The sequence below is a fragment of the Prosthecobacter sp. genome (genome assembly GCF_044232965.1).
In the GTDB taxonomy this organism is placed as follows: Bacteria; Verrucomicrobiota; Verrucomicrobiia; order Verrucomicrobiales; family Verrucomicrobiaceae; genus Prosthecobacter.
Map to the genome: position 1 here is coordinate 1 of NZ_JBIIKX010000055.1, position 12,177 is coordinate 12,177.

Here is a 12,177-nt window from a genome sequence, read left to right on the forward strand (position 1 = left end):
GGTGAAGGTGAAGGTGAAGGTGAAGGTGAAGGTGAAGGTGAAGGTGAAGGTGAAGGTGAAGGTGAAGGTGAAGGTGAAGGTGAAGGTGAAGGTGAAGGTGAAGGTGAAGGTGAAGGTGAAGGTGAAGCGGCGGCAACACGATGACCGCATTGGTCGCAGAAGGCCGTGCCGGGCGCGAGGGCGGCACCGCAGTTCGAGCAGAAGGCTGGTTTGGTATTGGACATGATCAGGAAACAGGTGCGCCGCAGTGGCCGCAGAATTTGGACGTGGCCTTGGCAAGAGGTTTGCCGCACTGCTTGCACAGCGGTGGGGTGGTGACGGGCGGTGTTTTTGGCGGCGGCGGTGGTTCGATGGCCGCAGGTGGCGTGGCTGCCGGAGGTGGGGAGGACGTTTCCAGGTGGGCGGGCGTTCCACAGGTGGGGCAGACATCCGCGTCCATGGCAAAACGCGTGCCGCAGACGGTGCAGGTGCGTTTGGCGGGCGTCGGAGCTGCTGGCGTGGCCGCAGGCGCTTCCACGGCCACAGCGGGACCGATGCGCAGCAGATCTTCGAGCAGCGCTCGGGCGTCTGCGAGTGAAAGGGAAGCCAGCGCGCTCTCCTTGCCGCCGACATCGAGCAAATGCAGGTCATGCGGCGAACGGACAAGCAGGACGGCCTCGTGTGCCTCAATGTCGGCAGCGTTTTGGCTGGTGAAGCGCAGGGCGACCTTGGTGAGGTGATGACGGAACCCGGCGGCGAAGGCAAATCCGTTCATCGTGAGGCGGTAGTCTGCGCCATCGGGCTTGATGAGGTCATGCGCGACGAGATCGGCGAGCGCGGGAGCCAGTTCCTCGGCCCATGGCATGATCTCGACGGAATGCGGCAGCACTTTGTCGAAGAAGTAGAGCGGCCAGCGGAAGTCCTCGGTGCCGCCCTCATGCATGACGTCAGGAAGCACGCCGGGATCGAAGCTGAGGGGCGACTCCACATGGCTGAGGCAGGCCTGCCAATGCGCGGCCTGAAGCAGGTGCAGAATGCCGAGGAAGAGCAGAGAGGAGGAGGTGTTCAAGCAGCAGCGGTAGGGCGTGCTGCGCAGCGGGGCGGATTCCTGCAGCACCTCCATGAGCACGCGGAGCAGGTCTTCCGGTGTGAGCAGTCGCAGGTGCCAGCGTGTGTCGGCGAAGAACATGAAAGCCCATGCCGGCCCCGTGCGCGGATGCCAGGCGAGGATGCTGCGGCGCACCTCGACATCCCCCAACGTGTAATGCAGCGTGCCAGCGCGGCCAGGATTGGCGACGGCGGCGATCATGGCGCTGGTGACGGTGCGGCGTTCGGGTGACAACTGGTCGAGAAATGCCTTCACCGCAGTCTCGACCTCCGGTGTGGGCAGCACTCGCGGCAGGCGGGAAAGACTGCCGTAAACCTCGCCAATGAGTGATGATGCCGCCACGAGTTCCGCACCGGTGGCGACGAGATCTTTGCCTTCGTAGTTCATAAACGGGTGAGTGGGGGTTGGGTCAGTCTAACCGGCCTTTGGTGAGCGTCTGGCCGAGGATGCGTCCGGTGTGATCGAGTGGCACGCGAACGGGTGGTTTCGGCAGGCCGCTGGGTTTGAACTTTTGCAGGCTTTCCAGCGTGCCAGACATCTGCTGCACGACTTTTTCGGGCGTGTAGCCGATCTGGGCGAGCTTCTGCTCCACCTGCGCCGGAGAGAAGCCTGGCTTGCCGCATTGCTCCATGATGCCGGCGGCTTCCTCAAGTTTTGGCGGCACATGCGCCACCGGTTTGCCCATGGTGGTGTTCATCGCATCCACACGGCCCTGGATCTGGTTTTTGAACTGCTTGGTCGTCTGGCGGAAGCCCTCCTCCATTTTGCCCTCGGCGGCGGAGGAGAGGTTTTCGGCCTGGCTCTTGAGCTCGGCGGCACGCCCGGCATTTCCACTGGCTGCCTCGCGGGCGGCCTGCTGGTTGAGATCTGCGGCCTGCTTTTGCATGTCCTGCGCCTGGTTGCGCCATTCGTACTGCTTGTGCTCCATCGTCTTGCCCACGCCTTCCACATCGCTGAAGTCGCGGCCGCGCACATTGCTGTTCGTGGCGGTCTGGAGATCCTTGTCGCCGGTGCCGTAGGCCTCGGCGTCGAGACGGTCGGTGACGGACTGGTCCATCTTGTGGTTGTAATCACTGACGGCTTTTGAATCCACGACGGGCTTGCCATTGCCATCGAGCTTCACGCTGCCGTCGGGGTGCGTTTCATAGGGCAGCTTGCCGTCGTTGCGGGCTTTGTAGAACTCCTCGTTGTAGATGCGCTTGGCGTCTTGCTTGGGCACGTCAAGGTTGCCGCTGACGGGCTTGCCTGTGCGCGGGTCGATGCCCTGCTGCTTCACGCGATAGGTCACATCCTGGTCAAAGCTGGTCTTTTTCGGATTCACGCCATCGGGCGTCTTGCCGGGTGTCTGCACAATGTCATCGCCATGCGTCACGGGCGCTCCCTTGGGCTTCCTGGCAAAGCCGCTTGGATCAGGTTCCGGCACGTCGCCGGGCTTGTTGGTGGGCTGCACGACCTTCACATCGTCTGGATCGACACCATATTCCTTGGCGATGCGCTGTTTGGCGGCGTCGTGGGACTGGTTGTAGGACTTGCCCAGATCTTCGCCGAAGCCTTTGCGCAACTCGTCGGCGGAATCGCCGGTGCGGCCGTTGAGAGCCTGCATGGCGTGCTTGTCCTGCTGCACCGCGTCGAGCTTGCTGCGCATGTTGGCGGCGCTTTCCGGCGTGGGATTGCTGCGGTGCTGGTTCATCGCCTCCTCAAGGTCGTCCACCTTGGAGCTGCCCATCTCGCGGCCTTTCTCGAAGGCGGCGGTGCGTTCGTCCACGACATCCTGCGAGGGTCCGGAGGGCTTCCTGCCGGGCAAATCCGGGTTCTTCGGCTTCGGTCCGCCGACGAGATCCTTCACATCTTGGTTCACGAACTTGCCGGTCTTTTCCAGCCCCTCACGGATGGTTTTGTCGATGTTGGTGCCCTTGAGCGTGGCGTCGTAGGCGGCACCGGCGGTCTTGCCACCGAGAGCGATGCCTTTTTCCATCACACGCCCCGCGCCTTCATCGAAGATGACCTTGCCTGCGGCATTGGTGAAGGCCTCCATGCCGCTCTTGCCAGCCATCACGTCATCATGGACTCCGTACATCTTCTCGGCGACTTCCATGCCATACTCGGACTGGCCGCCTGTGGCCGCGCCGAGCAATCCGCGCAGCACCATCGCCTTATAGGAGGTTTCGCCATCGGCGTTCGTGCCGGTGAAGACCTCGCGTGAGGTGGACTGGGCGCCTTCTTTGACCCAGTTGCTGTCACGGACCTCCTGACGCGCGGCTTCCGCGCCCATCTCCTTTCTGATGAGGCTCTGGATTTTGTTGAGCTGCTCGCGTGAGGGCGGATTGCCCTTGAGCAGCTCGTTTGACATCTGATTGAGCTTCTCGAGCATTTTTTCCGACTGGCCTTCGGTGGTGCTGAGACTGCCCTGGTCCTGCAGGTTGCGGATCGCCTGCCCGGTCTTGTGAATGTCTTGCAGCGTCTGCGCTTCTTCCTTGTGCTGCTTCACCATCTGCTCCAGCACCGGGTCCGGCCGCCAGATCGATCGTTCTCGCGCGGTGTAGGAAATGGAGGCTCCCTGGTCGCCGAGCGTTTTGTTCAGGCGGTCACGCTCGCGTGTCAGTCGTTCGATCTCGCGGTCATGTTCGGTGGTGTCACGGCCGGAGGCCTTCAATCCGTCGCGAATCGACTGCACGAAGCCGATCTGCTCGACGGTGTTCTTGTAGTCGTTCTGCGTCTGACGCGTGTTCTCCGCATTGACGAGGGACTGCCAGTATTTGTTGGCCGCCTCCTGGGTGGGGAAATAGTGCTCCTTGCCGTCGTCGTCCTTCACCATCCAGCCCTCGCCCGGTTTGCCTTCGCCCTCGGCCAGGGTGTCTCCCACCGTTTCACCGGCAGTTTGTCCGAGGGCGTTGCCCACACCCGTGGCCGTGCCGACGACCGCGCTCTGGCTCACGAGATTCACGCCACCCTCCGCAGCGAAGCGCGAGGGGTCTGCGCCCCACTCGGAAAGCCCGGAGTCATCCGCCAGAAGATCCTCACAGACGAGGAAAGCCAGCACACCCGCCGCGACACCCGCGCCAGGCAGCGGCGGCGGTGCTTTGCCCTTCCTGGTGCTCCCGCCGCGCAGCACACCGATGATGAAGCCGAACATCGAGGCCACCGCTCCCCACAAGGCCGTGGCGACGGGGAAAAAGAACGTCGAGGCCGGCGCGGTCTGCGTCAGCGTGGGCACCAGCAGCATGGTGGGAAAGCGCGCCACGTCGTGATAGCCGCCGCTGAGGCCCACGGTGGAGAAATGGATGATCAAACCGAGCGCCGCGCCTTGCAGGAAGGCCTGTGTCTTGGATTTGATCATGCGCACCGGGTAGAGCAGCAGCCTTTTCAGCGAAAACTTTCCCTGCGCGTCAAAGATGCCGCTCGCGCTCTTCACGAAATTCAGCAGCAGACGCGGTGTTTTGAGAATGAGCTGCTTCACATGCAGCTCACCCGCCGTCCATGCGGGATGCATTGCGGCAGCAGCATCAAAACGCGCCACCGTGCAGCCGGCCAGCCGGTCATGCAGGCCGCGCATGCCTAGCAAAGAGATCAGCACCGCCACCTGGATGCCCGCGCCTGCGAAAAACACGAGGCGATTCAGCAGCCACGGCTCATTGCGCATGGGAGATCCCATTTGGATCTGCCACAGCACCATGCAGAGGAACATCGTGCCTGTGAAGACGCCGATCTTGATCATCCAGCGTTTCTTCAGCACCCCAAAGCCCGGCTTGCCACCTTCGGCAGTCACGACGCGCACACCGACGATGCGTTTGCCCGGCGAACGTCCGCCCGCGACCTCCGTGAACCAATACAACGCGGCCACCAGCAGCGGCAGCCAGGGAAGCAGCGTCGTAGTCTGACCGCCAAAGGGCAGCGGGTAGCGCCAGCTCGTCCATGCCGACACCCACACCATCTGCCCGATCAACCAGGCGGCGCCGTAAATGATCGCCGCGTCGATTGCGCCGGCCTTCACGCGGTCCGCCAGCGCCGCAGGTGGCAGCGGCGGTGGTGCGGACTGGCTGCTCATGACCACCGGTGTCGGCCCCTGGCGTTGCGAGGGCATCAAGGTCTCGCCTGGCGCGGGAGCGGCGGGTTGCGCCTCCACGGGCTTGCCGCACGCCGGGCAAAACCGCGCTCCATCCGCGACAACGGAGGAGCAATGGTTGCATTTGAGCACCTGCGGTTCTTGTGCTGGCTTGGACATCGTGGAAAACGTGTTGTCGTTGCCTGTGGCTGACAATGCGTACCTCCACGCCTGAATTGCGCTGCTCCTTTCATGAACACACTCCTCCGTCCCTTGCCCATTTCCGTGTGGATCGCCTGTTTCGGCTCCATCGCCATGCTGATCGCCCAGGTGGCCGGTCTGAGCACCATGAACGCGCTGCTGCTGCCTCTGGCACTGCCGTGCGCGTTGTGGATCGCGGTCGCATGGTGGCGGGCCTCGTCCAAAGGAGATTCTTTTCTCACGGAGCGTCTGCGGCTCGGCCTGGTGGGTGGTTTGTGGGGCACGGCGGGTTATGACGTGGTGCGCGTGCCGCTTCATTTGATGGGCTTGAATCCTTTTCCGCCCATTCGCGCCTATGGCATGTGGGTGAGCGGTCTTGATCACGCCACGCCGCTGACTGACTTCGTCGGTTTCTCCTACCACCTCTCGAACGGCATCACCTTTGGCTGGATCTACGCGCTGCTCATGACCGGGCGGCATTGGGGCTGGGGGGTGCTGTTTGGCCTGGGTTTGGAGGTCATGGCCGTGGTCACGCCGTTTGGTGAGCTGTTCGGCCTGCGTGCTTTCTCACAGACGGTGATCATCGCCTTCGTGGCCCATCTGTTTTACGGCTACCCGCTCGGCCGCATCTGTCAGGATCGCAAATCACGCGGCCTCGGTGTTTCACTGGGCTGGTCTGGCACGGCCATTGCAGCGCTGGCCGCGTGGTTTGTGCTCGCGTGGCAGCCGGTGGCTGGTTATCCCAAGCTTTCCGGCCGTGTGATCCGCATCGGCCCTGCGGCCATCTATCCTGGCGTGCGTGACATCCATCTGCCCGCTGGCGCGGAAATCATGCTTCGCAATGAAACCGATCGTGAGCTCAAAGCGCGTCTGCGCAGCACCAAGGACGGTCACCACGGTGCAGGCGTCGAAATCGTGCTGCCAGCAAAGTCAGAAAAAGCGCACACTTTGCCTGCCGGCGGTCTTTATCAGCTCGCCGTGCCAGGCGAGCCCTGGCGCAGCGCGTGGGTGTTTGCGTGGGAGCGTTAAACCTGAATCGCAGGCGGCTTGTCGCGCTTCAGTTTAATGTCGATAGAGGGACAGACCCGAATGGCGCGAACGACCAAGCTCAGCGACCGCCGCCGGAAACGCCCGGTCGGCTGCAACAGTCGCTGCCAAATTACCTGAACCGTCCGACTGTCCAGCGGGGCGGCGGTTCGCTGCAGCGCTCTGGTTAGGCATCACGGTTTCCATTTGCTAACTTCTCCTCCGCCAACTGCAATGTATGACATGCCCGCCGCGTCTCGCAACTGCCAAGCCTCGTAGCCTGATGACGTCGGGATAATCTCTAGCCGTAAGTCATCTGTAAACTCAATCACCAAGTCTGCTGTGAACGGGCGCAACTGAACTGCTGTGATCGGATGTCCTGAAAGCACATCTGTGCTGCGTGCAACCGCATCAACGGGAGCAGGCAGACCGAACTGGTGTCCGTGGTCGTCACTCGTCAACCCAATCCGTCCGTGCTCGACGATGCGCCAAAGACACTCGACTCCGATGCTGACGTCCGGGCCAAACGAGAAATGCCAGAGCTCAGGCTCGCTAAACGAAACCTCGGTAACAACACGCCCAACCATCCACGACAGGTCAATGTCTTTGTAGCTGACAGCAAAAGGATGGAGGAACTGGGTCATGCGCGTAGTGATGCCTAACGTTGTTTAGCCACACTAAACTGTGGGCGAATCGGATTCGCCCACAGTTTTTGGTGGTTTTTCGGGACTGGGTCGGGTCAAAGGGCGGCGCTCACGAACCGAAAGGATTTTTGGATGAATGCGCCGATGGAAGCGAAAAAGTCGCCGGAGGTCAAGCCATGGGTGCGCAGAGTCGTCGAGGCGGTGGGGGTGTTCATGCCGGCCAACGCAGATGGGGAGCAGCGGCTGCGCTGGTGGGGCGTGGAGATGGTGAGAAATGCAGGTCAGCGCTGAATCGAAGGCTGCTTGTCGCGCTTCAGTTTCGTCAGCTCTGTCACGGCGAGTTCCGCCTTCGGCATTTCAGCCGGTGGCACGGGGAGCAGCACCTGTTCCTCCTGAACGCCGGTGCGTGTGAGGAAGGCATAGCGCACGCGCAGCCAGTAACGGCCCTCCTCCGTCTCCAAATCCACGCCCTGGAGCCACGAGCCAACCATCGACCATGAATGCAGCTCGTCGCCGAGCATCACGCACTTTTTGCCGACGCGAACGCGTGTCTCCGTGGTGCTGAGCCGACGCAGCCGCGCCCCAGGTGTCAGCGTGGCCGCCAGTCCGGTGGCCACCATGACGAACAGCAGCACCGCCGCCACCCAGACGCCCGCCTCCGGGTCGTAGATGATGAAACCGCCGCCGATCGTGAGGCAGAAGAACCACACGATGCGCAGCAGCATCATTTTCGCGGACTTCTCCTCCTCATACTGACGCTGGAGGATCTCGCGCCACAGCTCGGCGGGAATGCTCCACTCGGCGATGAACTCACCCGTGCCGCTGATGAGCGCCTCCGCCTGTTTGCCACGGCTGCGGAACATCAATGCCGTGATCACCGCCGTCAGGCACACAAAGCCTGACAGCACGATCATCGCATAACCGGCGTTCATCATGTCCCAGTCGCCCAGTGAGGGAATGAAACAGGCGAGGAAGAAAACCAGCGCCACGATCCATGCGCGGCGGGCGATTCGGAAGTCCCGGTTCATGGCTTGGTGGGAATCAGTTTCACATCATCGAAATACACCGGCCCTTCCATCCAGATGGCCTCCACGCTCACACTCACCACCTTCTTTGGCAGGTCGTAGAACGCGAACTCCAGCTCCCGCCATTGCCCGATGGGCCGCACCACGGCATCGCGGATGGCGGAGTTGCCGATGTCGTTGACCAGCCGCACGCGCAGGCGGATGCCCTCCGGCGTGCGTCCATCCTCAAAACGAATCAGCTTCGAGCTCATCGGGTGCAGAAGCCGCAGGGAGATGGTGGCCTCCTCCGTGCCTGCGGGCAAACTCAACGGCAGGTCGAAGCTCATCTCATCGGGCCCGGTGATGCAGGCCACATGATTTCCCTTCTGCATGGGGTCAGCCACGATGACCGCGTTGTCGCTGTTCGGACCGCCGGGAACCGCCGACTCGAAATCGCCGCCTTGAATGCCGCCGGCGCTGCTTTTCGTGGCCGCAGCCACCTTAGCCGCGCCACCGGATTGCAGACCGTGATCTTTGAGAAAGACCTCCAGCGGCACGAAATCACCGGAGACCGGCTCCAGCCACTCGATGCGCCGGTCGGCGCGTGAGACACGAAACAGGCCGATCATCGGGCTGACATCCGGCTCGTAGCCCGAGTCTGCCGAATGGGTCTCCCGCACGGACAGCTCCGACCAGCCCTCCGCGTCATACGGCTCCGCGCTCAGCATCATGCCCACGCCACGCGGCATGGATTGTCGCAATTTGATGATCCACGGCTGCTTTTGAAACCACGAGGTCATTTCCACCAGGTCCGCTGGCACGGCTGGCGTGGTTGGAACTGCGGGCGTGGTTGGCGCTGTGGCCGCGCCTGATGTCGAAGCTGGTTTGGGATCTGGCCTGAACCAGCCCGTCAGCCGCTCGCGCTGGCTGTAACCTGCAAAGCCCAGTGCTCCGGCCATGATGGCCGCGATAATCGACAACCACAGCATGCCGCCGCCTGCTTTCGCTGGAGGTGAGGTCGTGTTTGCCACGGGTGGCGGTGGTGCCGTCACCGCGTTGCCGCATTGTTCGCAAAAACGCACGCCCTCGGCCAGCACGGCACCGCATTTCGCGCAGCAGGTTTGGTTCGTCGTCGTGCTCATGGGGTGATGATCTCCACCTGCAATCCGTCCTTCGAGACCTGCACCTCGACGACTGGAGTGCCGTTGAGAATGGCCGCTTCCGCCTTGGCCCCGCCGATCACACGCAGCGGCATCCGCGCCATGCCCTCGCGGTTCTCCGCCGTGGGGAAAAACACATCCACATCGTCCTCGGTGTCGCGGTGCGTGCCGCGATGCACGTTCGCCCGGTCCTGGCGCAGCACGTCCAGCACCTTCTTGAGCGGCGCGCCGGCGGAGTTCGCATGATCCCGGGCGCTGAGCCTCGCACGATAGGCATCCGGACGCACGCCAGCCGATTCATCGCCACCGCCCAGCGCGGCTGGCGGCTCGATCCAGCGCACCAGATCAAAACCATCTCCCTTCGTTGAAAGCACGGCGATGGCCGTCATCAGGCTGCCGTTCTCCGGCAGGCTCACCAGCTTCACCACCCAGCCGCCCTCCGCGCTCGTGCCGATCCATTTCTCCACCCAGTAGGACGAGGTGGAAGGCTCATCCGTCCAGCGAAACGCCGCGCCCTTCTGTCCTTTGCCCACCAGCGATCTCGATTGGTGTGGCTCGAACGCCGTGCCGTTCCATTTCAGCATTCGAAACGTCGTGGGAGACACATCACTCTGCGGTGCGGGCACCAGCAGCTCCACGGTGCCGTCACGATCAATGTCCGCCGCAAACTGCGGCAGGCTGATGCCAAAGTCCCATTCGCCGAAGGCCAGTGGATGATCGACATCGAGAACCTCCGGGCTCCGCCACAGCACGCTCCCGCGCGAGTCCTTCACCAGGATTTGGTGGAAGGTTCCCAGTTGATCATCCGCGCCCAGTTTCCGCCGCGAGATTTGCTCTGCCACGCCATCGCCGTTCAGATCCACCTGCAGGATCAGCGGTTCTTCAGGGAAATCCTCGCTGTGGAGATTCCAGGCAGGTGCCAGCAGTGCCGTCAGGATGAGAACCAGGCGCGGTAAGGTCGGGATTTTCATGGTTTGATCCTACAGGATTGGCTTCGTTGTCTCCACCCGGCTCTTGGGCACTCCCGGTCGTTTCTTGCCCCTGCCAGCTCAGTCGTACATGACCGTTCGCCTGGCTTTCAGCGATGTCTTGCCGCACTTCGGACAGTGCTTCAGCTCCTCGATCTGCGCGATCCTCACAAACGGCTCCTGGCAGGCTTTGCAGCGGAAAATCTCCCGGACACGACCGGTGATCGCATCCCAGAACCTCACCGGCGCGGCTTTCGGCTTTTCGCCGCGCGGCCAGGTGACCGACACGCTCTTGGCGCATTTCGTGCAATAGCCCGAGGCCTCCTCAAACATTCGCCCGCCACCGATTCCGATCGAGGTGGTGAAACCACACTTCGCATCCTCGCAACGGACATCATACCCGGTTCCGGCGCTGGCGGAACGCAGCATCAGGATCAGCAGCGAAAAGCAGAGAAGTCTCATGAGGCCAGTTTACGCGTCGCCCAGGATTTTCTCGCTGGCCTTGATCGCTCATTCCTTGCGCTTCGCTTACTCCGGCAGCTTGTCGAAATGAAACTGGCAGCAGCCGAGATCGAGCGTTTTGGCGTTGTTCGAGAGCTTTTCGCGAAACGCGGCGGCGAGGGCGTAGATGCGCTGCTGGCCCTGCTTTTCGACTTCGAGCAGGCCGGCCTCTTTGAGGACGCGGAGATGCTTGGAGACGTTGTAGGGCGTGACATGGAGCGTGTCGCACAGCTCGGTCACGGGCTTCGCTCCGGCGATGAGCTGGCGCACGAGACGTAGCCGCGTCGGCTCGCCCAGCGCGCGCATGGCGCTGAGGCAGTCGAATGATTTGCGTCCGGGCATGCGGAGGGAATACAGCGAGGAGGATTTTTGCGCAAGAAAGGCAATTGGCGCTTGTTTATTTGCCACATCTGGCAAATACCAAACTCAATGTCCCAACGCGCACGCTACATCATGATCGGCGGCTTCCTCGGAGCCGGCAAAACCACCACCGTCGGCCGGTTGGCGCGGCATTTGAGCGATCAGGGCCTCAAGGTCGGCCTCATCACGAATGACCAGGCCGGCGGCCTCGTGGACACCAAGCTGTTGCGCGGTCAGGGCTACGCCACGGAGGAAATCGCGGGCGGCTGCTTCTGCTGCCGTTTCAACACGCTCGTCGATGCCGCCAGCAAGCTCACAGACACAACCAAGCCCGATGTCTTTATCGCCGAGCCGGTGGGAAGCTGCACGGACCTCGTGGCGACGGTGACCTATCCGCTGCGCCGCATGTATGGCGATTCCTTCACCATCGCGCCGCTCAGCGTGCTGGTGGACCCCATCCGCGCAAGGCGTGTGTTTGGTCTCGATGCGGGCGGCACGTTTTCGACCAAGGTGGCCTACATCTTCAAGAAACAGCTCGAAGAAGCCGACATCATCGTCATCAGCAAAAGCGATCTCATCGACGATGCGCAGCGCGAGGAATTGCGTGCCGTTTTGACGAAGGAATTTCCGCTCGCAAAAGTCGTCACGGCCTCGCCACGACAAGAAACCGGCCTTGATGAGTTGTTCGCGAGTCTCATGACCGACGAACAAGCCCGCCGCAATCCGATGGCGGTCGATTACGAAGTCTATGCCGATGGCGAAGCACTGCTCGGCTGGCTGAATGCCACTGTGACGCTGAAATCCGACGACGAGTTCGAGGCGAACGACTTCCTCAAAAAGCTCGCCACAAACGTGCAGGGTCGTTTGCAGCTCGCGGGCGTCGAGATCGCTCATTTCAAGATGACCTTCAGTCCCGACGATGGCATCGCGGGCGAACTGGCGAGCATCAACCTCGTGCGCAGCGATTATGTGGCCGAACTCGGCATGGAACTCGATGAACCGACCACTGGCGGCCAGCTCATCGTCAATCTGCGTGCCGAGGCCGATCCCGCGTCGCTGATGGAAGCGGTGAAAGCTGGCCTCGATGAGGCTGCGGCGAAGTTTTTCGGCCTCAAGGCCACGCTGGATCACGAAGAGCACTTCCGCCCCGGCAAACCGACGCCGACGCATCGGGATGCGTGAGC

Annotated in this window: 11 protein-coding genes; 2 read left to right on the forward strand and 9 right to left on the reverse strand. The window is 62.2% G+C overall.

The features are described from left to right. From ACILSI_RS19470 to ACILSI_RS19480, 3 genes are all read right to left on the reverse strand, one after another. Positions 1-224, reverse strand: a 224-nt coding sequence (locus ACILSI_RS19470) for a zinc-ribbon domain-containing protein (RefSeq protein ID WP_395723577.1), incomplete at its 3' end; no start/stop codon positions are given. 2 nt (positions 225-226) lie between these two features. After that, complete coding sequence (locus ACILSI_RS19475; protein WP_395723578.1) at positions 227-1,474, reverse strand: hypothetical protein; 1,248 nt, start codon at positions 1,472-1,474, stop codon at positions 227-229. A gap of 22 nt (positions 1,475-1,496) precedes the next feature. Continuing rightward, the gene (locus tag ACILSI_RS19480) at positions 1,497-5,309 is read right to left on the reverse strand and encodes an RDD family protein (RefSeq protein WP_395723579.1); all 3,813 of its coding nucleotides are present in this window, start codon (positions 5,307-5,309) and stop codon (positions 1,497-1,499) included. A 72-nt stretch (positions 5,310-5,381) separates the two neighbouring features. Here ACILSI_RS19480 and ACILSI_RS19485 point away from each other — a divergent pair, with 72 nt between their 5' ends. Further along, a complete protein-coding gene (locus tag ACILSI_RS19485) occupies positions 5,382-6,359 on the forward strand; it encodes a hypothetical protein (RefSeq protein WP_395723580.1) in 978 nt (325 codons plus the stop codon). 191 nt (positions 6,360-6,550) lie between these two features. Here the strand turns inward: ACILSI_RS19485 and ACILSI_RS19490 are convergent, their stop codons facing one another. From ACILSI_RS19490 to ACILSI_RS19515, 6 genes are all read right to left on the reverse strand, one after another. Continuing rightward, the gene (locus ACILSI_RS19490; protein ID WP_395723581.1) at positions 6,551-7,000 is read right to left on the reverse strand and encodes a hypothetical protein; all 450 of its coding nucleotides are present in this window, start codon (positions 6,998-7,000) and stop codon (positions 6,551-6,553) included. A 281-nt stretch (positions 7,001-7,281) separates the two neighbouring features. Beyond that, on the reverse strand, positions 7,282-8,028 hold the full coding sequence (locus ACILSI_RS19495; protein ID WP_395723582.1) for a hypothetical protein: 747 nt from the start codon (positions 8,026-8,028) through the stop codon (positions 7,282-7,284). Continuing rightward, the gene (locus ACILSI_RS19500; protein ID WP_395723583.1) at positions 8,025-9,146 is read right to left on the reverse strand and encodes a hypothetical protein; all 1,122 of its coding nucleotides are present in this window, start codon (positions 9,144-9,146) and stop codon (positions 8,025-8,027) included. The genes ACILSI_RS19495 and ACILSI_RS19500 overlap by 4 nt, the downstream gene beginning before the upstream one ends. After that, positions 9,143-10,135: a hypothetical protein gene (locus ACILSI_RS19505; protein WP_395723584.1), complete on the reverse strand. Its 993-nt coding sequence runs from the start codon at positions 10,133-10,135 to the stop codon at positions 9,143-9,145. The genes ACILSI_RS19500 and ACILSI_RS19505 overlap by 4 nt, the downstream gene beginning before the upstream one ends. Before the next feature lie 78 nt (positions 10,136-10,213). Beyond that, entirely contained in the window at positions 10,214-10,594 is a 381-nt protein-coding gene (locus ACILSI_RS19510; RefSeq protein WP_395723585.1) for a hypothetical protein, read from the reverse strand. Between the two features lie 66 nt (positions 10,595-10,660). Next, on the reverse strand, positions 10,661-10,975 hold the full coding sequence (locus ACILSI_RS19515; RefSeq protein WP_395723586.1) for an ArsR/SmtB family transcription factor: 315 nt from the start codon (positions 10,973-10,975) through the stop codon (positions 10,661-10,663). Positions 10,976-11,062: 87 nt separating this feature from the next. Between ACILSI_RS19515 and ACILSI_RS19520 the strand changes: the two genes are divergently transcribed. Further along, positions 11,063-12,175: a GTP-binding protein gene (locus ACILSI_RS19520; protein ID WP_395723587.1), complete on the forward strand. Its 1,113-nt coding sequence runs from the start codon at positions 11,063-11,065 to the stop codon at positions 12,173-12,175. Positions 12,176-12,177 lie beyond the last annotated feature (2 nt).

Bases quoted from the DNA above. Each gene is read 5' to 3' on its own strand.
- ACILSI_RS19520 (WP_395723587.1), top strand. From the start codon at position 11,063: ATGTCCCAACGCGCACGCTACATCATGATCGGCGGCTTCCTCGGAGCC.
- ACILSI_RS19495 (WP_395723582.1), bottom strand. From the start codon at position 8,028: ATGAACCGGGACTTCCGAATCGCCCGCCGCGCATGGATCGTGGCGCTG.
- ACILSI_RS19490 (WP_395723581.1), bottom strand. From the start codon at position 7,000: ATGACCCAGTTCCTCCATCCTTTTGCTGTCAGCTACAAAGACATTGAC.
- ACILSI_RS19515 (WP_395723586.1), bottom strand. From the start codon at position 10,975: ATGCCCGGACGCAAATCATTCGACTGCCTCAGCGCCATGCGCGCGCTG.
- ACILSI_RS19485 (WP_395723580.1), top strand. From the start codon at position 5,382: ATGAACACACTCCTCCGTCCCTTGCCCATTTCCGTGTGGATCGCCTGT.
- ACILSI_RS19480 (WP_395723579.1), bottom strand. From the start codon at position 5,309: ATGTCCAAGCCAGCACAAGAACCGCAGGTGCTCAAATGCAACCATTGC.
- ACILSI_RS19510 (WP_395723585.1), bottom strand. From the start codon at position 10,594: ATGAGACTTCTCTGCTTTTCGCTGCTGATCCTGATGCTGCGTTCCGCC.
- ACILSI_RS19475 (WP_395723578.1), bottom strand. From the start codon at position 1,474: ATGAACTACGAAGGCAAAGATCTCGTCGCCACCGGTGCGGAACTCGTG.
- ACILSI_RS19500 (WP_395723583.1), bottom strand. From the start codon at position 9,146: ATGAGCACGACGACGAACCAAACCTGCTGCGCGAAATGCGGTGCCGTG.
- ACILSI_RS19505 (WP_395723584.1), bottom strand. From the start codon at position 10,135: ATGAAAATCCCGACCTTACCGCGCCTGGTTCTCATCCTGACGGCACTG.